Source organism: Streptomyces umbrinus (genome assembly GCF_030817415.1).
GTDB classification, from domain to species: domain Bacteria; phylum Actinomycetota; class Actinomycetes; order Streptomycetales; family Streptomycetaceae; genus Streptomyces; species Streptomyces umbrinus_A.
Genome location: NZ_JAUSZI010000002.1, coordinates 12,176,116 through 12,196,199, shown reverse-complemented (window position 1 = coordinate 12,196,199; position 20,084 = coordinate 12,176,116). Strand labels below are relative to the sequence as shown.

The following is a 20,084-nucleotide window of genomic DNA, read 5'->3' as shown; positions in this document are numbered from 1 at the left end:
TAAGAAGTGATCTCATTTGGTGAGTCTGCGGTAGCAGATCAGGGTGCAGGCGATGCTGGTGAAGGCTAGGAAGTGCTCGGCTTTGCGTTCGTAGCGGCGGTACAGGCGTCGGCATCCGGCGAGCCAGGACATCGTGCGCTCCACGGTCCAGCGGTGGCGGCCCAGGCGGGCCGAGGACTCGATACCTCTGCGGGCGATGCGGTGCCGGATTCCTCGGCCGGCTAACCATCGTCGCAGGTGGTTGTAGTCGTAGCCCTTGTCGGCGTGGAGTTTGCGGGGTCTGCGTCGCCGGGGTCCCCGGCGGGAGCGGATCGGCGGTATGCCCTTCACCAGGGGGATCAGTGCCTGGCTGTCATGCGTGTTGGCGCCCGAGATGCCGATGGACAGGGGCAGTCCGGTCCGCTCCGTGATCAAGTGGATCTTTGACCCGTACTTGCCCCGGTCTACAGGATTCGGACCTGTCAGCTCCCCCTTTTCAGGGCCCGCATGTTCACCGAGTCGATCGCGCACCGCGACCAGTCCAGCTCGCCACGGGAGCCGAGTTCGTCGAGCACCAGGCGGTGGAGCTTGGCCCACACCCGGGCCTTGGTCCACTCGGTGAAACGCCGGTGGGCCGTCGCGCCGGACGGCCCGAACGACGCGGTCGGCAACTGCTGCCACGTGCAGCCCGAGGTCGCCACAAAGACGATCGCAGCCAGCACCTCCCGGTCGCCGTGCCGGCGCCGGCCGCCACCCTGAGGCCGCGACGGCGCCTCCGGGACCACCCGCTGGAACAGCTCCCACAACTCATCCGGCACCAGCCGCTCAACGATCCTCGCCACGCCACAAGTCTAGTCACCCAAATGAGATGGCGTCTAAAGGCGGGGATTCCCTCCGAAGAGAGGGATGGAAGCAGTCCACGACCACGGCCGCGTGGGGCAGCGCGCGGTGGACGGCGGTGCGGAAGGTGGCACACAGGTCGATGGCGACGTAGCGGACCTGCGTGCACCAGGAGGCGGGCTGGGAGGTGAGCCGGTCGGCGACGGAGGCGGAGTTGCGGCCCTCGACCTGGCCGAACAGGCCGCGTCCGTCGGTCCCCAAACCGGAGAAGCTCACCTGATTCTTGCGAGGATGCCCCGGCGTTCACGCAGGGCAGGAATCGCCTCCCGTGACGGCGACGCGGAGCGTCGCCGTGTCTGGTCTCCTGGGGCGCGGAGCGCCTGCAAAGCCGCCGACGGAGCCGAAAAACGAACGGGTGTGCCCGTGTTCGCTGGTTGGGGTCGCTTTGCCGTAGTTGGGGTACGGGTGTGTGCATGTCGCACGTACGGTCTCTTCATGGAAGCTGGGGTGATCGGGCGGGGCGTGGGAGGGGGATGTCGTGTCGGTGGTGAAGGGGGCCGGGGACGCCGGGCATGCCCGGCGGACGTTCCGGCTGCGCGTGTCGTCGACCGCCGAGCGTGGACTGGTGGCGGAGTGGGACCGGTGCCGGTGGATCTGGAACGAGTCCGTCGCCAAGTCCAAGCAGACCGACCTCTGGAACAAGAACCGCGCCGAAGACACGGACAAGGCGACGTGCGGTCCGGCCCGGCTCGACACGATGCTGACCGAGGCCCGCGCGAAGACGCTGTGGCTGCGTGAGGGCTCATCGGTTCCCCAGCAGCAGATCATCCGCGACTTCGGCAAGTCCCGTGCGAAGGCGCAGAAGGACATCCGTGAACGTCTGCCGCAGCATCGCCGGGCCGGGATGCCGAGGTACAAGAAGAAGCGTGAGGCTGACCCGAGCCTGAACTACACCAGGCGCGGCTTCCGGCTGAAGGACGGCCGTCTGCACCTCGCCGGGAACATCGCCCTGACGGTCGTGTGGTCGCGGGATCTTCCCGCCGACCCGTCCTCGGTGCGTGTGTACCGCGACAGCCTCGGGCACTGGTACGCCTCGTTCGTCGTGCCGGCCGAAGTCCAGCCGCTGCCCGGGACCGGCCGGGTGATCGGGATCGACTGGGGGGTCAGGGAGACCGCGACCACCACCAGCGACACCCACGACCTCCCCCATGCCCGGCACGGGAAGAAGGCCCAGGCGAAGCTGTCGCGGTACGACCGCATGATGGCCCGCCGCAAACCCGCCAAGGGGCAGGCGGCCTCCCAGAGCTACCGCGAAGCGAAGAAGCTGCGGGCCAAGGCGTACAAGAAGGTGTCCCGGCAACGCCAGGACACCGGCCGCAAGTGGGCCAAGCGTGTGGTGGCCGACCACGACGCCATCGCCGTGGAGGACTTCCGCCCGAAGTTCCTTGCGAAGTCGACCATGGCGAGGAAGGCCGCCGATGCGGCCATCGGGGCCACCAAGAAGGCCCTGTTGGAAGTGGCCCGCAAGCTCGGCAGGATCGTGCACCTGGTCCATCCCGCGCACACCACGATGGACTGCGCGCAGTGCGGAGCGAGAACCAAGCACGCACTACCGCTTTCGGAACGAACCTACGCCTGCGCCGCGTGCGGAACCGTCTCGCCCAGAGACAAGAACTCCGCCCGCGTGATGCTGGCCCGGGCTGGTCTCCACCCGGCTGGTGCTGATGGTGCAAGACCTGGCGGGACGCTGTTCCGCCAGGCAGCCTGAGCCAGGAATCCCCCTCGTTTACGAGGGGGAGGATTCAATGTGTTGCCCTCATGGCGCGCAGGACGATCTGTGTGATCGCACGTTGTCCACGGGCGTTGGGGTGTACCGGTGCTGCCGGGATTCTGGGGATCAGCGGCTCGATCCATCGTGTGTCCTCGGCTGAGCAGGCGCTGTGCTCCCGGGATTCGGTGTAGGTGTCGACGTAGGTGGCGCCGGCTGTGTGGGCCTGTAGGCGCAGTACTTTGTTGAGCTGATGTTCCCTCTCCCGTAGGTAGGCAATATCGCCGGGAGCGAGGGGAAGTGTGCGTCCGCATCCTGTGTCGCCGGGCGGCAGGATCGCGGGGTAGCCGATGATGTAGATGTGTGCTTTGGGCGCACGTTGCCTGATCTCTTTCAGACGCCATCCGCTTTCCGAACGTGATCGTTTAGTTCGGGTGGATGGGCATGAACTCCCTTTCGTCGCGGGAGAGATGGGCGTGGTTCGTCCGCTCGTCTGGCTCGTGGAGGTCGCTGGTGGCGTCGGTGCTGGGTCTGTTGGAGGCCAGGGAGAAGAGGGTCCGGGAGGAGATCGCGCGGCTGCGAGAGGAGGCCGAGCGGGTGCAGGCCGCGCTCGGTGAGGCGGAACGCGATCTTCAGCGGCTGGTGGATGCCCGGGTGACGGTGACTGAGGTACTGGCCGGGTCGCCTTCGGCGGTCACGGTACCGACTGGAAGCGTGGTGGCTGGTTCGACGGTACCCCGGCGGGAGACGGGCATGGCGGCGACAGCCCTTGCGCCGGACTACCAGCGGATCTTGTCGGTGCTGGAGTCTGAAGCGGGCCGGGAGGGCGTGCGCTGCCAGCAACTGGCCGTCGCGCTGGGCCTGGAGGCCGTCCCGGCGAAGGTCGAGGGACTGCGATCGAAGGCGAAACGCCTGGTGGAGCGAGGGTGGGCCTTGCAGGTGCGGCCGGGAGTGTTCACCGCTCTCGCGGTGCCGGCCGTCTGAAACCGGCCGGGCGGCGTCCGGCCAGGCGACCGCTCATGAGCATGGTCATCGACCACAGCACCATGGCTTCGTGCATGGCCGGCAGCGTCTCGTAGTCGCGCACCAGGCGACGCGAGCGCATCAGCCAGCTGAGCGTCCTTTCCACCACCCACCTGCGCGGCAGCACCACGAACCCCGCTGTGTCATCGGTGCGTTTGACGATCTGAAGGGTGAGCCGGGCCGTCTCACGGGCCCAGTCGACGAGCCGGCCGGCATAGCCGCCGTCCGCCCACACCAGTCGGATGGAGAAGTACTGCCGCCGCAGCCGCTGAAGCAGCGGGACGGCAGCGTCGCGATCCTGGACGCTTGCCGCACTCACCGTGACGGCCAGGACCAGGCCGAGGCAGTCCACCACCAGGTGCCGTTTGCGGCCGCCCACCTTCTTGCCGCCGTCCCAACCGGAGGTCGAGCGCGGGATGTTCACCGCCGCCCGCACCGACTGGGAGTCCACGATCGCGGCCGTCGGGTCCGGCAAGCGGCCTTCCTTCTCCCGGACGCGGTCGCGCAGCCGGTCGTGGAGTTCAGCGAGCAGACCCGTGACCTGCCAACGGCGGGCGAAGGCATGCACGCGCCGATACGGCGGGAAGTCCGCGGGCAAGTTGGCCCACTTCACGCCGTTGTCCACGACATAGCGCACCGCGTCAAGCATCACGCGGTGGCAATAGCCCTCCGGCCGCCCGCCCCGCCCCTCCAGCCAGGCCGGAACCGGAAGCAACGGCCGCACCACCCGCCACTCCTCCTCCGTCATGTCGGAGCCATAACTCGGGGTGCGGTCCGGCCCGTCCGCCGCGTTGCCGAACCTGTGCGCGAGACAGTCACACGACGGTGGCAGCGAGTTGGACTCCACGCAGGCGGACGCGAAAGACTGCGGCAACAGGGCCTCCTGGTACTCGGTTGGGATCGCACCCCCGAACTACCAAGAGGCCCTGCTGTCATGCGCTGACCCTCACGCGATCACCCGATCAGGAGCCCTGTTCGACCAGCCCAGCCCCGTGATCGATAAGCGGATGGCGTCTCAGCAGGTCGGACAGTTCTGTTCCCAGAGCTGTCATCCGCTGCTGCGTACTGTCGGTGCCGTCCTTGACGTAGCGCTCTCGGCAGGGAGCGTCGACCGAGACGTCCTTGCTGCGAGTGATGATCTTGTACGCCGTTCCCATGGTGAGGCAGCGGGTCAGCATGCTGCTGAAGCCGATGTCATTGCCTCCGATGCCGACGGTGACGAGCCGGGTCCGGCGGGACAGGGCGGAGAGCTGTGCGGGATTGCGGCCGTTGTCGGTGGACTGAGGCGAGGTGAAGTCCGCTGTCGTTGCGCCGCTGCAGCTCATGTCGCGGAATATGCCCGGTGTGAGCTTGAGCTGGGCGGCGAGCAGCGTCGGGTAGTTGTGGTCGGAGCGGTCGCAGCCAGCGGGTTTGCCGCTCTGAGCTGGTATGCGTGGACCGGAAGTGTAGGAGTCACCGAGGGCGACATAGGGGCCCTGCAGGTCGCGGTCCCCAGCGGTGTCGCTGTCCTGGCGGGTCTCGGCGACGGCGGCGGTCAGGACTATTACGGACAGGAGGATTCCGGTCAGGACGACGCGTAGGTGAGTCACGATGCCTTGTGTCCCGTCTTCTGAGTGGGCTTGATCGGTCAGGAACAGGGCATGCCCGGTGCCTACGAGAGCGGCAGCCTGGACATGGGATGCCCTGTTGCGGCGTGCAGGGGCAGACACCGCGATGACTCGGGCGATTTGGCAGCGTGGGGGTCAGTGAAGAGCACCGGCCGCATTGCCTGTCACTGCGGCGGTTGCACCAGGCCGGACTGGTAGGCGAAGGCGACGAGCTGTGCACGATCGCGGGCGCCCGTCTTGGTTTTGGCCCGCTGGACGTGGGTGCGGACGGTCAGGGGGCTGAGGAACAGTGCGTCGGCGATCTCGTCGTTGGATTTGCCCTCCGCGACCACGGCCAGCACCTCGCGCTCTCGCGGAGTAAGGCTGCTGAATTGCTCGGGGTCGGGGGCGACGGAGCTGGGTACGGGAAGGGCGAGAAAGCGGGTGATCAGTGAGCGGGTGGCTGCGGGTGACAGCAAGGCGTCACCGGAGGCGACCGTGCGGATGCCGTCGAGGAAGGCGTCAGCAGTGGTGCTCTTGCCGAGGAAGCCGCTCGCACCCAGGTGCAGGGCCTGGGCGACGTGCTCGTCGGTCTGGAACGTGGTGAGGATGAGGACGCGTGTGTCCTGCAGCTCGCTCTGGTCGCAGATGGCGGCGGTCGCGGCCAGTCCGTCGGTGCCGGGCATGCGGATGTCCATTAGAACGACGTCCGGGCGGTGGAGGCCGGCCAGCGTGATGGCCTGCTGCCCGTCGGCGGCCTCGGCGACGACCTCCATATCGTCACAGGAGTCGATCAGCACCCGGAAGGTCGCTCGCAACAGGGCCTGGTCGTCGGCAATCAGTACGCGGATCGTCATGGAGGTTGCTCTCTTGTCAGGCGCTGATGGGAAGTTCGGCGGTGACGGCGAAGCCGCCTTCCGGGCGGCGCCCTGCACGGAAGCGGCCCCCGGCGGACTGAGCGCGCTCTCGCATGCTGATGAGACCGAAGCCTCCGCCGGGTGCGCGCGGGGGTGTGATCGGGCTGCTGTCGTTGCTCACGGTGATCGTCAACTGTTCCTGGGCGTAGGCGAGGTGGACATGTGCCGTGTTCACGGCGGCGTGTTTGGCAACGTTGGTCAGCGCTTCCTGCACAATGCGGAAGGCGGTCAGGTCTACCCCGGCCGACAGGGGCTTCACGGGGCCTTCGACAGCGGTCGTGATGTGCAGTGCGGCGGCGGCAAAGGCGGCGACCAGGTCAGGAAGCCGGTCAAGTCCAGGTGCGGGGGTCAGCGATTCCTCGGCGGTCTCGGGCTGGCGCAACAGGCCCACGGTTGCCTCGAGTTCGCGCAGCGCTGCCGTGGTCGCGCCGGTGAGTTCGGTGAGGATTCGGTCGGTCTGCGCGGGATGAGTGGAGAACAGGTGGGCGGCTGTGCCGGCTTGGGCGTTGGCTAGGGCCATGTGGTGGGCCACCACATCGTGCAGTTCCCGGGCGATGCGGACGCGTTCTTCGGTGACGCGGCGTTGTGCTTCCTCGTAGCGGGTGCGTTCGGCGTCCTCGGCACGTGTGCGGACGGTGTCCATGTACGCGCGGCGCGCTCGCACCGCCAATCCGTGCAGGATGGGCAGCAGAATCCAGAAGGCCAGGCTCACCGCCTCGTTCGCCCAGGGCTCGTCCTCCGAATCCCAGCGCAGGGCAGTGGGCACGAGGATGACAGCAACCAGGAGACCGTAGGTACGGATGGTTTGCTGAGAGGCTTGGAGAGTCAGTTCGTACAGGGCAACGATGACCGGGAGCAGCAGGAGGGGCCCGAAGGTGCTGCCCTGGGCGCCTGCGACGGCGGTGCCGAGGGTGGTGAGGACGACAACGGCGGCGGGGCGGCGACGGCGCGCCAGCAGGCTCGTACAGGTGACTGCCGCGAGGGCGAAGCCCGGCCACCACAGGGTGTCGTCGCCAACCCGACGGTACTGGTTGCTGGTGGCCGCATAGATCAACAGGAGGAAAGCCGCTTCGACGAGGCGGGGGTGCCGGTCGATGTGACGTCGCAGGCGGGTGACCATGGTTTCTCCGCAGTGCCGTGACCGAGGGCTGAAGAAGTGGACAAAGTGGAGGCCAGACCGGGCCGCTCTGGGACTGGGTCCGAGCGGCCCGGTCGGCACGTGTGTCAGACCGTCACGGAGGCCCGTGGATCGTCGGCAGGCAGATCATTCGGCGCGGAGACCTGCTGGGTGAGTGCTTCGCCCTCGACGTCGACGCGGGGCATCAGCCGGTCCAGCCAGCGCGGCAGCCACCATGCCCGCTTGCCGAGGAGCGCCAGGACCGCGGGCACGAATGCCATACGGACGACGAAGGCGTCGAAGAAGACGGCACTGGCCAGCCCGAAGCCGACCATCTTGACCAGGGATTCGCCGCCCGTCATGAACCCGCCGAACACCGCCATCATGATCAGCGCTGCTGCCCCTACGACCTGGGCGCTGTGCCGGAATCCGGTGACGATGGCCTGGTCAGGCCTTTCTCCGTGGATGTGCGCCTCCCGGATCCGGGAGACGAGGAAGACCTGATAGTCCATGGCGAGGCCGAAGACGATACCCACCAGGAAGATGGGCATGGTGCTCATGATCGGGCCGGTTTCGTCGACGCCGAAGAGGCCGGCTCCGTGGCCCTGTTGGAAGACCGTGACGATCGCGCCGAGGGCCGCACCGACGGACAGCAGGAAGCCGAGTGCGGCCTTCAGCGGAACCAGGATCGAACGGAAGACCAGGGCCAGGAGGAGGAAGGCGAGACCGACGACTACCGCGAGGTAGGGGATGAGGGCGTCCTGCATCTTCTGGCCCACGTCGATGTTCAGGGCGGTGGTGCCGGTGACCTTGAAGTCGGCGCCGGTGGCCGACTCCACCGCACTGCGCTCGCTGCGGATGGTGTGCACCAGGTCCTGCGTTTGCCGGCTGGTGGGTGCGGTCGAGGGGACAGCGGCGATCACCGCTGTGTCTTTGGCCTCGTTGAACCGTGCCGGGGAGACGGAGACGACTCCCTTGGTGTCGGCGAGCTTTTCGGAGACCGCTGTCACGGCCGCCTGCGGGTCCTTGGCCTTCTTGACGTCGACTACCACGGTCAGCGGGCCGTTGAAGCCCGGGCCGAAGCCCTCGGCGAGCGCGTCGTAGGCGCGGCGCTCGGTGGTTGCGGTCGACTTGGCCTCATCGCCCGGCATGCCCATCCGCAGGTCAAGGGACGGCACCGCGAGCGCCCCGAGGCCGATCACTGACAGGAGCAGGACGGGCAGCGGGCGGCGCACCACGAACTGGGCCCAGCGAACACCCCGGGGGGCCTTCGTGGTGGTGCCGGCCGTCCTGGTCCTGCCGACGAGGCTGAGGATCTTGGTGCGGGAGCGACGTCCGCCCTTGCGGTCACGGCGCGAGAGCACTGCATTGGGCCAGAAGCCCAGGAGTGCCGGCACTGCGGTCAGGGCGATCAGGACTCCGACCATGACGGCGCCTGCCGAGCCGATACCCATCTTGCTGAGCATCGGGACGCCGATGACGGACAGACCCAGCAAAGCGATGACGACGGTGAGTCCGGCGAAGACGACCGCGCTTCCGGCCGTGCCCACAGCCAGGGCAGCCGCCTCCTGCGGCTGGTGTCCCTTGGCCCGCTCCTCCCGGTAGCGCGAGACCACGAACAGGGAGTAGTCGATGCCGACGGCGAGGCCGAGCATCATCGCCAGTTCACCGACTGTCGAGGAGAATCCGAAGGCACTGCTCAAAGCGGTGATTGCGGCCAGGCTGATGCTGACGCCGAGGATGGCGGTGAGCAGGGGGAGGCCGGCGGCGGCGAGCGAGCCGAAGGTGATCAGCAGAACCACTGCGGCGACGAGAACGCCGAGTACTTCACCCAGGCCCTGCGCGGCTTCGGTCTCCAGCGCGGAGCCGCCGACCTCGACGGTCAGGCCCGCGTCCCGGGCCTGCTCGACCGCCTTGGTCAGGTCCGTCTTGCTGGCGTCGGTGAGATCGTCGCTGGCGACCTTGTAGGTGACGGTGGCGTACGCGGTCGACTTGTCCTTGCTGACCGCGTTCGCGTCGAAGGGGCTGGCCGCGTCGGCGACCTGCGGCCCGTCGGCCACCGCCTCGACGAGTTCACCAATGGCGGACCGGCTGGCGGCGGAGGTGACCTGCTGGCCGCGTTCCGCGACGAACACGATGCGGGCCTCCGCACCGTCCGCTTCGGCACCCGGGAACCGCTCATTGATCAGGTCGAATGCCTGCTGCGACTCGATGCCGGGCAGGGAGGAGGAGTCCTCCGACGCCTCGGATGCACTGGAGGCGCCGAGGAATACAGCAGCCAGTACGGCCACCCAGACCAGCACCACAGTGCGACGCCTTCGGAAGGCCCAGCGGCCCACCCGATGCAAGAAAGTCGCCATGAGAGACATCTCCATATCTGGATATCGGGAACGTCATTCACCCTGCCGGGCCGACCTCATTCGTGTCGTCGGCCGTAGCGACAATCCCCTGTACTCAAAAACAAGTAGGGCTCAGCGGGCGTGTCATATCCCGCCGGTAGTCCTCCTGCCGTGAACGGCAGGAGGCCGCGCAAGCAGGACGGCGGCACACCTGGGCGGAGCACGCCATCGGTTCTGTTGAGACAAACGGTGTGTCGCCTACTGCTCGCTGTCCGCAGCAGCAGGCCGAAGGGGTCGGGCGATCCTCAGGAGTTGCCGACGGAGCTGTCGGGATGCAACGGCAGCAGGACGCGGAACGTGGTGCCCTCCCCCGGCTCAGAGCACACCTCAACACGGCCTTGGTGAGCGGTCACCAAGGAGCGGACGATGGACAGGCCAAGTCCGGCACCGCCGGTCTGTGTGCGGCCGCGGGCGGTGTCGGCACGGTAGAAGCGGTCGAAGACATGAGTGACCTGTTCGGCTGTCATCCCTGGTCCCTCATCGCTGAGTTCGAGGACGGCTTGGCCCCCCCGCGTGCCGACGCCGATGCGTACCGGTGTGCCGGGCGGGGTGTGGGCGATGGCGTTGCCGACGAGGTTGGAGGTGACCTGCCGCAGGCGTGACTCGTCGCCCAGAACCGGGGCGCCACCGGGCGGGCCGCCGTCCGGGCCGGTCAGGGTGACGGGACGGTCGGGTGCCATGGCCCGCAGGTCGTGCAGGGCATCGGCCGCCAGGGTGCGCAGGTCCATAGGGGTCAGGCGAAGGGTCAGATGCGCATCAGCGGTGGCGTCTTCGTCGAGCCGGGCGAGCAGCAGCAGTTCCTCGACGATGCGGACCAGGCGGGCTGCTTCACGTTCGATACGGCTCATGGCGGCATCGACGTCCGCACGCTCGGGCATGCCGCCCATCCGGTACAGCTCGGTGAAGCCCTTGATCCCGAACAGTGGTGTGCGCAGTTCGTGGCTGGCGTCCGCGATGAAGGTACGCATGCGCGCGTTGGTGGCCGCGCGGGCGACGTCGCCGGCTTCGGTGCGGTCCAGCATGCCGTTGAGGGCGGCGGACAATCGGCCCAGTTCTGTGCGCATGGTGGCCGGCTGCGGTACCCGGCTGGACAGGTCCCCGCCCGCGATGGCAGCTGCCGTCTTCTCGATGCGCCGCAGCGGCCGCAAGCCGGCCCGCACCGCGAACCAGGCGACGACGCCCAACCCGATGAGCACCACTGCATCGATCACCAGCATCCACACGCCCAGGTGCCGGATCGTCGTATGGACCGGAGACAGGGAACCGGCCACGACGACGCTGCCGCCCTTGCCCGCTTCGACGTCCTGGCCCGGGACCAAAGCAGCAGCGATGACACGCCACTCGTCGCCGTCGCCTTCGGCCGCCACCTGGAAGGGGCGCTGTTCGCGGGCGGCGACCGCCGCGGTGTCGAGGACGGGAAGACGTGGGGCGCTGTGCGTAGCCGGACGCAGCGTACGCCGCAGTTGGCCCTGGGAATCGAGGTAGACGACGTAGACGTCACCGGTCAGGTCGCGCTCCACTGCCTCACGCAGCTCCGGTGCCGTCTCGCCGGGCACGTCTTCCAGGTTCGACAGCCGCGCCGCCGTCGCGGCAGCGGCGCGCAGCCGGTCTTCCAGCTGGTGCACCAGTTGCCGCTCCAGCAGGGTGACGAGTACGGCGTTGCTGGCCAGCAGGGCGGTGACGACCAGCAGCAGCGTGATGGCCACGACCCGCCCGCGCAGCGACATCCGGCTGATCGGCCCGCGCGGTGAAGCGGCACTCATGCGCGGGGCCTGCGCAGAACGTAGCCGGTCCCGCGCACCGTGTGGATCAGCTTCGGTTCTGCGATGTCGATCTTGCGGCGCAGGTAGCTGATGTAGGACGCGACGATGGAGTCGTCACCGTCGAAGTCGTAGTGCCAGACCTGGTCCAGAAGCTGATGCCTGGACAGGACCTGGCCGGCGTTTTCCATGAGCACGCGCAGCAGGCTGAACTCGGTCGGAGACAGCTGCACCGGCAGGCCGTTGCGGGTCACCTGGTGGCTGTCGGGATCGAGCTCCAGGTCGTCCACGACTAGGAGCCCATCGGGCCGGCGGCCGCTGGTGCGGCGCAGCACGGCCTGGATGCGCAGGATGAGTTCCTCGAGGTTGAAGGGCTTGGTGACGTAGTCGTCCCCGCCGACCCGCAGACCGCTGATGCGGTCCTCCGCGGCGTCCCGGGCGGTCAGGAAGAGGATCGGCGGCTGCCCGATTCCCGGGCCGGAGGGGTCCTCACGCAGACGACGTGCCACCTCGAAGCCGTCGAGGTCGGGCAGCATCACATCCAGGACGATCAGGTCGGGTCGGTTGTCGCGGGCCGCTTCCAGGGCCTGACCGCCCGTCTGGGCCGCAGTCACCTCAAAGCCGGCCAGCCGCAAGCTGGCGGACAGCAGCTCACACAGCGTGGGCTCGTCCTCCACCAGCAGCAGTCGTTGCGTCGTCGCCATGGCACCTGTCCCCGACCGATGATCTTCTGTCTTCACTGTCCCGCCCCGCTACGCGTCACGCTTGCGGAAGACAATGAATGCCGCCGCCATCAGAACCGCCACGGACCCAGCCATGACACCCACCCCTGCCCAGGGTGAGGTTCCCCCGTCATGCGGGAGCCGCTGATCAGCTCGTCAGCAGGGGGTGACGGGTGTTCAGATTCGTTGGTTCGGCCGTCGCCTGCTCGGCGTAGTACTTCTCCTCGAACTCGATCGGGCTGAGGAAGCCGAGCCGTTCCTGGATGCGGCGGGAGTTATAGAAGCCGTCGACGTACTCGAAGAGCGCGAGATTCACCTCGGCCCTCGTGGTGAAGGTGCGGCCGCGGAGGCCCTCGGTTTTGATGAGCATCCAGAGGTTCTCCGCGAGCGCGTTGTCGTACGAGTCCCCGACCGAACCCATGGACGCCTCAACTCCCGCCCGCATGAGCCGAGTTGTGAGCTTGATGGACGTATATTGACAGCCGTGGTCGGCGTGGTGAATGAGCTTGCCCGGCTCGACCTCGCGGGACGCGAGCGCGTACTCCAGCGTGGTCAGGACCAGGTCGGCGTCCGCGCGGGCGGAGGTCTCCCACGCGACGACCCGGCGGGAGAACGCGTCGCGGATCGCGGACAGCCACAACGGCCCCTCGCCGGTGGAGATCATCGTGAGGTCGGTGACCCACAACCGGTTCGGCGCCGGTGCGGTGAAGTCTCTGTTGACCAGGTCCGGGGCCAGGGTGGCCTTCGGATCCCGGCGCGTGAAGCCCTTCCGCCGCGGGCTCACACCCGCGAGGTCGGCCTCACGCATCAGGCGCTCGACCCGTTTGCGGCCCACCGGGGTGCCCTCGCGTTTCAGCACGGCGTGCACGCGCGGAGAGCCGTAGACGCCGGTGGAGTCGGCGTGGATCTCCTTGATCCGCTCGGTCAGCTCGACGTCGCGACGCCGCCGTTCGCAGGGCTCCTTCTCCGCGCGGCGCCAGCGGTAGTAGGTGGAGGAGGGGATGTGGAGTTCCCGAAGTACGCACTCGACTCCCAGGCGGGGATGCTCGTCGACGAGCGCCGTCACCTGGGCCGGGTCGGGTCGAGTTGCGCCGCGAAAAACGCCGAGGCCGTCCGCAGGACGTCGTTGGCCCGCTTGAGCTGGGTGTTCTCCTTGCGCAGGGCCGTGAGTTCGGCGCGTTCGTCGCTGGTGAGACGGTCGTCGCGCTCGCCGGCGTCCGCCTCGGCCTGGCGGATCCAGCCACGCAGGGCCTCCGGGTGCACGCCGAGGTCGACGGCCAGCTTCTTGATCTGGGGCTTCGGCTCAGCGGTGCGATACATACGTACCGCACGCTCACGCAACTCGAGCGAGTATTTCCGGGGTGCAGCCATGGTCACAGGTCCTCTCATGAGTCCCATCTGACCTGCTGTCAACTTCCTCCGCATCCCGGGGGAACCTCAGGGGCTGAGCAAGTCGGGGTCCTGATAGCTGGTGATAATCTGCCCGCCAGCGATCGGCGGCCAGTACTTCGACACCCAGTCACCCAGTCCGCCGGGCAGGGCCGGGGCGAAGGCCTGAACAATCAGCATCACCCCGAACAGTGTGGTCACCGTCGCCGTGGTGGAACGGATCACCGTGCCCAGAGCCAGTCCGAAGAGCCCGGCCAGTGCCAGGTAAAGGCCACCACCTACGATGCCACGCAGTGCCACGCCGTCGGAGAGTGCCAGGTGCGGAGCGCCCGCCCCGGACAGCGACGCCTGCCCGACGAGAAACCCGGCCAGTGACACCGCGATCCCGACCGGGAGCGCCACGCCCACCAGCACCACAGCCTTGGATACCAGCACCCGCGCCCGGTGCGGAACAGCAATCAGGGTGGGGACGATCGTGCGCGCACCGTACTCCGAGGTGATGACCAGGCCGCCCAACAGGCCGAGCGCGATCTGCGCAAGCAGGTAGCCGCGCAGGCTGGTGGCCAGCGGGTCGAACGAGGCCTGGTCCGCGGGACTCAGGTCCGCGAACTCATTGCCCGCGGACGAGGCATTCAGCGCAGCGAGACCGATGCAGAACGCCAGGGTGCCCAGGATCACGTACAACGTCGACCGCATCGTACGAATCTTGATCCACTCGGCGTGCAGGCAGTGCCAGAAAGTCACCTTCCCACCCCGCGCACGACGCGGTTGTGGCTGAAGTCGGAGCACAAGCGAGCGCCGGCGGGCTTTCGTCGCCCTGGCAAGGACTTGCGTAGGGGGGCGTGTCATCGGCTCGTCTCCTTCTCCGACTGGTATTCCACCGCATCCCGGGTCAGGTCCATGAACGCCTTTTCCAGCGACACCTGGCGCGGAGCAAGCTCGTGCAGCTCCACTCCGCTGACCGACGCCAGCGCGCCGATCTCGGCGGCCTCCAGGCCGGTCACCACCAAAGCGTCGCTGCTCTCGGTCCGCACCTGAACGGCTGCACCGAGCATGCTGCGCAGTTCCTCGGCCTGGGGGCTGCGGACAAAGACCTCGCGCTCGGAGTGAGCCTCGATGAAGTCCTTCATCGTGGTGTCGGCGATCAGTCTTCCCCGGCCGATGACAATGAGGTGGTCAGCGGTCAGTTCCATCTCGCTCATCAGATGGCTGGACATCAAAACCGCGCGTCCTTCGGCCGCCATCCTCCGCATCAGTGAACGGATCCACACGATGCCCTCCGGATCCAGCCCATTGAGCGGCTCGTCGAAGACCAGCACCGGCGGATCACCCAGCAGGGCCGCAGCGATCCCCAGCCGCTGACGCATGCCGAGGGAGAACGTCCCGGCACGCCGGCGGCTCACCTTCTCCAAGCCGACTTCCTCCAGCACCGCCGCAACCCGGCTGCGCGAGATCCCGTTGCCGGCCGCCAGCGCCAGCAAATGGTGAAATGCGGTGCGACTGGGCAGCACCGCGCCCGGATCCAGGAGCGCCCCGACCACCTTCAGCGGCGCGGGCTGCGCAGCATACGGCCGCCCGCCCACAGTCGCAGTCCCGGAGCTGGCGGCGTCCAGGCCCACAATCATCCGCATCGTGGTCGACTTGCCGGCACCGTTGGGCCCCAGGAACCCGGTCACTTCCCCGGGCCGGACAGCGAACGTCAGATCATCCACGGCCAGAACCTCGCCATAGTGTTTCGACAGGCCACATACTTCGATCATCGAGACTCCAGACCGGCAGTAGTACACGCGACCGTCACGTGCACCACTCACTGTCCACCGCCGCCGTGAACCAGGCCTGGACGAACATGAACGTCACATGGGAACGCCAAGCCTGTGACCTGCGAACACTCCGCAGCCCGCACCCGATAGCCCTGGGACTCACATGAAACTCACATGGGTGCAGATCTTCTGAGAGGGCGGTATGAGAGTGCGTAGGTGTTTTGTCGTCACCTGAACGTGTAGCGGTGTGGCATCTCGGCCGGTCGGCGGCCCTGGGCATGTTGAGCTGGTCGCCGTGAGCGAGCGCAAGTCCTACAAGACCGACCTGAGCGATGAGCAGTGGGTGTTGGTCGAGCCGGTGATCATCGCGTGGAAGGGTGCGCATCCCTCGGTCAGTGGTCATCAGGGCCGGTACGCGATGCGGGAGATCGTCAACGCTCTGCTCTACCAGGGCCGGACCGGTTGTCAGTGGGACCTGCTCCCGCACGACTTTTCGCCGCCCGGCGCGGTGAAGTACTACTTCTACATCTGGCGCGACGACGGGACCGACCAGACCATCCACGACCTGCTGCGTTGGCAGGTGCGGGAGAAGCTGGGCCGGAAGGCAGATCCGAGCCTGGTGGTGCTCGACACTCAGAGCGTGCACGCGGCGGCCGGAGTGCCCGCCGGGTCGACGGGGCGTGATGCGGCAAAAAAGTACCGGGCCGCAAGCGCGGCCTGGCCGTTGACGTTCTGGGACTGGTGATCGCAGTGGTCGTGGTGGCCGCGTCGGCGCACGAGAACGCCGTCGGGATCGCGCTGCTGAACAAGGTTGCCGCCGACACCGACGCCGTGGAGAAAGCCCTGGTCGACCAGGGCTTCAAGAACGCCGTCGTCGCGCACGGGGAGAAGGTGGGCATTGAGGTGGAGGTCGTGGAGCGCAACCCCGCACAGACCGGGTTCGTTCCCCAGGCCAAGCGGTGGGTCGTGGAGCGCGCCTATGGGATCTTGATGCTGCACCGCAGGCTGGTGCGCGACTACGAGCACCGGCCCCGCAGTTCGGAGTCACGGGTGTACTGGGCGATGACCTCGGTAATACTGCGCCGGTTGACCGGGGCGACCGCGCCGGCCTGGCGCACCTCGTGACCGGTGGAGAGCTGACGCTCGGGGCGGTGCTGGCCCGGCTGGAGGAGCGGGAACGAGAGATCACCGCGCAGGCCGAGGCAACGAGGGAACGGATCGCGCAGCTGACCGCACAGCTCGACGAACTCGACCGGGCCACCGAGGAAGTTCGGATCACCCGCAAGACACTGCTGGAGCTGCCCGATCCGCAACCGCCCGCACCCCCGGCACCGAAACTTCCGGATCATCCGGCCTATCAGCAGATCATGGCGGTGTTCACCGCGGCCGGCCACCCGCTGAGAGCCCGGCAGGTCTGCGAGGCGATGGACCTGGCGGTCGCGCCCAACAACATCAACAACATCCGCCTAAAGCTCAAGCGGCTGGCCGACCGCGGGATCCTGGCCGAGACCGAGCAGGGCTTGTTCACCCAGCCCCGGCCGTAGCCGCCGCGACCTGCCCGCCCACCCCGGACAAAACCAAGAATCGGGCATCAGGTCTCATACCGCCCCCTGAGCATGCGACATCGTCGCTTCGCTGACGGAGCAGTTCCTCATCAGCAAGACACCCGGCGGCATCCAATGCCCTGTCAGCTGCGCCACAGTCTTCTGCCGAAGTCGGACGGAGGGCCCGGGGTCCATCAGATCGGTATCACCAGACACACCGCGGTCGGCCAGTGCCCACAGCGCATTCCTGACCGCCATCACGGCATCAATCGTCGTACAGCCACCGCCCATGGCATGAACTCGACCGTGCCGCACCAGCGGACACCCCTCGGGCTCGCCGTGAGCAACTGCGGCGTGCTCCCCTCAAGGCGGCGAACTCCACGGACGGCCCACAGGATCCAGTGAGGTGACCGCCGGGTCAGGCGAGTTCGTCACCGTCCCGGTCGGTTCCCGCCAGCACCAGCACGGCCGATCCCGCCACGACCGTCGAAGCGGCCATGGCCACGGCCATGGGGACGGCGGTGTTCTCTCCGCCCAGTCCGACCAGCGGGGAGACGGTGGCGGCCAGACCGAACTGCAGAGCCCCGACGATCGCCGACGCGCTGCCCGCCGCCTGCGGAGCGCGGGCGACGGCGAGCGCCGTGGCGTTGGCCGCGATCAGACCGAGCGACGAAACCGTCACGAAGACCAACGGGACGGCGAGGTCTCGGACGAGCAGTCCGGTGCCGGCGAGCAGGCACAGCGTCGTAGAGCACACCGCCATGACGAGGAGGCCGACGCGCAGCAGGAGACGGGCGCCGAAGCGCCGGACGATCCGCCGGTTGAGGGCGCTGGTGGCAGTGAATCCCACAGCGTTGGCAGCCAGGATCACCGCGTAGGTCCCGATTGAGAGATCGAAGACGTTCTGGTAGACGAACGGCGAAGCCGCGAGGTAGCTGAACAGGGTGCCGAACCCGAAGGCGAAGGCGAAGGCGTAGCCGAGGAACGGGCGGTCGGTGAGGAGGGTGCCGGTACGGCGGAGGGTGGTGGCGAGCCCCCCGCCGCTCCGCCGGTCGGGCGGCAGGGTCTCGGGGACCAGGAAGAGCGCGCCGAGGAACGTCAGTGCCGCCAGGCCCGCGAGGACGAGGAAGATCCCGCGCCAGCCGACGGCACCGACCAGTGCTCCGCCGATCAGCGGGGCGACGACCGGTGCCACGCCGGCGGTCATCATCAGCAGTCCGTACGCCCGGGCCGCCCCCGCCCCGCGGGCCCGGTCGCCGACCACGGCACGGGCGATGACGATCCCGGCGGCTCCGCTGACGCCGTGCGTGAAACGGGCCGCGACGAGCAGTCCGACGGAGGGCGCCGCGGCGCAGAGCAGCCCCGCGAGCACGCTCACCGCGGTCCCGGCCAGCAGCGGCCGACGCCGGCCCCAGCGGTCCGACAGCGGCCCGATGACCAGTTGCCCGACGGCCAGGCCGGTCATGAACGCGGTCAGCGTCAGCTGGACGCCGGTGGCTGAGGCATGCAGGTCACGCGCCATGCGCGGAAACGCCGACAGATACATGTCGATGGCCAGCGGGGAGACTCCGTAGGCCAGGGCCAGCGCCAGCAGCATCGCGGCCGGCAGGTCCGTTCCGTGTTCCATGGGTGCGGTACAACGGTTAAGCCGTTCGGACCGTGCACGCCTCGCGCGCATGGGCGTCACGCGGAGTCGGCCGGCGGCCGGGCGTGCCCGTTCCGGAGGGAGTCCAGCAGCCTCGGTGACGCCTGGAGTGCCGTTCGCTGCATCAGGTCCACGACACCGCGGGTGCCCCCCATTTCCGATCCCCCGCCGGCTCGGCCCGGGCCGCCGTGGCGCAGGGCGGGGAGCGGGGATCCGTGCCCGGTGGTCTGCGTCAGGTTCGTCGAGTCCAGCAGGTGGAGCCGCCCGTGCCAGGGAGCCGCCTCCCGGACGAAGGCGGTCGTCCAGGCGAGGTCGTCGCCGACCACGGAGGCGGCGAGGCTGCCACGGCCGCGCGCAACCAGGTCCGTGGCGTGGGCGGTGTCGCGGTACGCCAGCACGGTCGCGGCCGGTCCGAAGGGTTCGACCTCGTGGGGTGCCGAGGCGTCCGGGTCCGCGGAGATCAACAGCGTGTCCAGGAAGGCGCCCCGCTCCGGGTCGGCGTCCACCACGCGCACCTTGCCCGGGTCGCCGTACACGAAGCGGCCGGACTCGACGATGGCGCGCACCGCCCGCCGTACGTCGTCGCGCTGATCCAGGCTGACGACTGCCCCCATCCGGACGCCCTCCGCAGCGGGGTTGCCGATGGTCACGCCTGCCAGCTCGGCCGAGATCGCGTCCAGGGCGGCGAGTTCGTGCTCGCGCGGGACGAGGACCCGGCGGATCGCGGTGCACTTCTGGCCCGCCTTGACCGTCATCTCGGTGACGACCTCGCGGACGAATGCCTCGAACAGCGGGGATCCGGGCTCGACGTCCGGCGCGAGGACGATGGCGTTGACGGAGTCGGCCTCCGCGTTGAACCGGACGGAGCGGGCCACCAGGTCGGGGTGCGTGCGCAGGGTCGCGGCGGTGGCGGCCGAGCCGGTGAAGGAGAGCACGTCCTGTTCGTGGAGCAGATCGAGCGCCGTGCGCACCGAGCCCACGACCATCTGCAGGGCACCGGGAGGCAGGACCCCGGCCTCGGCCACGATCCGTACCAGGTGTTCCGTGAGGTACGCGGTGGGCGTGGCCGGCTTCACCACGCTCGGCACGCCGGCCAGCACCGCCTGCGCGAGCTTCTCCAGCGGCGCCCAGACCGGGAAGTTGAAGGCGTTCACCTGGAGCATCAGGCCCGGTGAGGGGGAGACGAGGTGGACGCCGAGGAAGTCCTCACCGCGCGCGAGGCGTTCGGCGGGGCCCTCCAACAGGTAGGGCGCGTCCGGGAGTTCGGCCCTGGCCCGGGTGGCGTAGTCGCGCAGCACGCGGACGCCGCCGTCGACGTCGTACCGGGCGTCCGTCAGGGTCGCACCGGCGCGCGCCGACAGCACGTAGAGCTCCTCGCGGCGGGCCCGGACGGCGGCGGCGACCGCGTCCAGGAGGTCGGCTCGCTGCGGGAAGGTGAGGTCGCGCAGGGCGGGACCGCCGACGCGTCGTGCGTGGGCGAACGCCCCGGCGACGTCGAGCCCTTCGGAGGAGACGTGGCAGATCGTCTCGCCGGTGACCGCGTCGCGTACGGCGACCGCCGACGCGGGCGTGACCGTGGGGGTGACCCAGGTGTCCTGCAGAAAACTCTGGAGCATGGGGTACGGCTGCTTTCGT

Annotated in this window: 19 protein-coding genes and 1 pseudogene; 4 read left to right on the top strand and 16 right to left on the bottom strand. The window is 68.5% G+C overall.

Annotated elements, in window-relative coordinates; all coding sequences use genetic code 11:
• Window positions 1-12: 12 nt before the first annotated feature.
• Both QF035_RS54650 and QF035_RS54645 read right to left on the bottom strand, forming a co-directional pair.
• Window positions 13-812 (bottom strand): IS5 family transposase gene (locus QF035_RS54650; RefSeq protein ID WP_307532028.1). Its coding sequence is split into 2 segments (ribosomal slippage): window positions 13-474 and window positions 477-812, totalling 798 coding nucleotides; the frame shifts between segments, so codons are not numbered across the junction.
• A gap of 22 nt (window positions 813-834) precedes the next feature.
• Window positions 835-1,080: a transposase gene (locus tag QF035_RS54645; protein WP_307530654.1), complete on the bottom strand. Its 246-nt coding sequence runs from the start codon at window positions 1,078-1,080 to the stop codon at window positions 835-837.
• 277 nt (window positions 1,081-1,357) lie between these two features.
• On the opposite strand from QF035_RS54645, the gene QF035_RS54640 reads away from it, so the two are divergent.
• Entirely contained in the window at window positions 1,358-2,587 is a 1,230-nt protein-coding gene (locus QF035_RS54640) for an RNA-guided endonuclease InsQ/TnpB family protein (protein WP_307530652.1), read from the top strand.
• A 34-nt stretch (window positions 2,588-2,621) separates the two neighbouring features.
• Here QF035_RS54640 and QF035_RS54635 read toward each other — a convergent pair whose 3' ends face one another.
• Window positions 2,622-2,975, bottom strand: a complete 354-nt coding sequence (locus tag QF035_RS54635) for a GDSL-type esterase/lipase family protein (protein ID WP_307532023.1) — start codon at window positions 2,973-2,975, stop codon at window positions 2,622-2,624.
• 125 nt (window positions 2,976-3,100) lie between these two features.
• Between QF035_RS54635 and QF035_RS54630 the strand changes: the two genes are divergently transcribed.
• Window positions 3,101-3,571 (top strand): hypothetical protein, encoded by a 471-nt coding sequence (locus tag QF035_RS54630; RefSeq protein ID WP_307530650.1) that lies wholly within the window; start codon window positions 3,101-3,103, stop codon window positions 3,569-3,571.
• Here the strand turns inward: QF035_RS54630 and QF035_RS54625 are convergent.
• From QF035_RS54625 to QF035_RS54575, 11 genes are all read right to left on the bottom strand, one after another.
• Window positions 3,543-4,484: an IS5 family transposase gene (locus QF035_RS54625; RefSeq protein WP_307530648.1), complete on the bottom strand. Its 942-nt coding sequence runs from the start codon at window positions 4,482-4,484 to the stop codon at window positions 3,543-3,545. The two genes, QF035_RS54630 and QF035_RS54625, sit on opposite strands and share 29 nt — an antisense overlap.
• Before the next feature lie 88 nt (window positions 4,485-4,572).
• Complete coding sequence (locus QF035_RS54620) at window positions 4,573-5,199, bottom strand: SGNH/GDSL hydrolase family protein (protein WP_307530646.1); 627 nt, start codon at window positions 5,197-5,199, stop codon at window positions 4,573-4,575.
• Between the two features lie 182 nt (window positions 5,200-5,381).
• Window positions 5,382-6,053, bottom strand: a complete 672-nt coding sequence (locus tag QF035_RS54615) for a response regulator transcription factor (protein ID WP_307530644.1) — start codon at window positions 6,051-6,053, stop codon at window positions 5,382-5,384.
• 16 nt (window positions 6,054-6,069) lie between these two features.
• A complete protein-coding gene (locus QF035_RS54610) occupies window positions 6,070-7,233 on the bottom strand; it encodes a sensor histidine kinase (RefSeq protein ID WP_307530642.1) in 1,164 nt (387 codons plus the stop codon).
• A 104-nt stretch (window positions 7,234-7,337) separates the two neighbouring features.
• Entirely contained in the window at window positions 7,338-9,590 is a 2,253-nt protein-coding gene (locus QF035_RS54605; protein ID WP_307530640.1) for an MMPL family transporter, read from the bottom strand.
• A gap of 284 nt (window positions 9,591-9,874) precedes the next feature.
• A complete protein-coding gene (locus QF035_RS54600) occupies window positions 9,875-11,392 on the bottom strand; it encodes a sensor histidine kinase (RefSeq protein ID WP_307530638.1) in 1,518 nt (505 codons plus the stop codon).
• Window positions 11,389-12,093 (bottom strand): response regulator transcription factor, encoded by a 705-nt coding sequence (locus QF035_RS54595; RefSeq protein WP_306934986.1) that lies wholly within the window; start codon window positions 12,091-12,093, stop codon window positions 11,389-11,391. Before QF035_RS54595 ends, QF035_RS54600 begins: the two co-directional genes overlap by 4 nt.
• Window positions 12,094-12,259: 166 nt before the next feature.
• A complete protein-coding gene (locus QF035_RS54590) occupies window positions 12,260-13,177 on the bottom strand; it encodes an IS3 family transposase (RefSeq protein ID WP_307529595.1) in 918 nt (305 codons plus the stop codon).
• Window positions 13,174-13,482 carry a transposase gene (locus QF035_RS54585; RefSeq protein WP_307529597.1) on the bottom strand — a complete coding sequence of 103 codons (309 nt, stop codon included), beginning with the start codon at window positions 13,480-13,482 and terminating at the stop codon, window positions 13,174-13,176. The genes QF035_RS54590 and QF035_RS54585 overlap by 4 nt, the downstream gene beginning before the upstream one ends.
• Window positions 13,483-13,548: 66 nt before the next feature.
• A complete protein-coding gene (locus QF035_RS54580; RefSeq protein ID WP_307530636.1) occupies window positions 13,549-14,244 on the bottom strand; it encodes an ABC transporter permease in 696 nt (231 codons plus the stop codon).
• 101 nt (window positions 14,245-14,345) lie between these two features.
• Window positions 14,346-15,260: an ABC transporter ATP-binding protein gene (locus tag QF035_RS54575; RefSeq protein WP_307530634.1), complete on the bottom strand. Its 915-nt coding sequence runs from the start codon at window positions 15,258-15,260 to the stop codon at window positions 14,346-14,348.
• Between the two features lie 295 nt (window positions 15,261-15,555).
• On the opposite strand from QF035_RS54575, the pseudogene QF035_RS54570 reads away from it, so the two are divergent.
• Both QF035_RS54570 and QF035_RS54565 read left to right on the top strand, forming a co-directional pair.
• Window positions 15,556-16,385, top strand: a pseudogene (locus QF035_RS54570) (IS5 family transposase).
• Window positions 16,382-16,804 (top strand): hypothetical protein, encoded by a 423-nt coding sequence (locus tag QF035_RS54565; RefSeq protein ID WP_307530601.1) that lies wholly within the window; start codon window positions 16,382-16,384, stop codon window positions 16,802-16,804. Before QF035_RS54570 ends, QF035_RS54565 begins: the two are co-directional and overlap by 4 nt.
• A gap of 418 nt (window positions 16,805-17,222) precedes the next feature.
• Here QF035_RS54565 and QF035_RS54560 read toward each other — a convergent pair whose 3' ends face one another.
• Both QF035_RS54560 and paaZ read right to left on the bottom strand, forming a co-directional pair.
• Complete coding sequence (locus QF035_RS54560) at window positions 17,223-18,431, bottom strand: multidrug effflux MFS transporter (protein WP_307530632.1); 1,209 nt, start codon at window positions 18,429-18,431, stop codon at window positions 17,223-17,225.
• Window positions 18,432-18,487: 56 nt separating this feature from the next.
• Complete coding sequence (gene paaZ / locus QF035_RS54555) at window positions 18,488-20,065, bottom strand: phenylacetic acid degradation bifunctional protein PaaZ (protein WP_307530630.1); 1,578 nt, start codon at window positions 20,063-20,065, stop codon at window positions 18,488-18,490.
• Window positions 20,066-20,084: the final 19 nt, after the last annotated feature.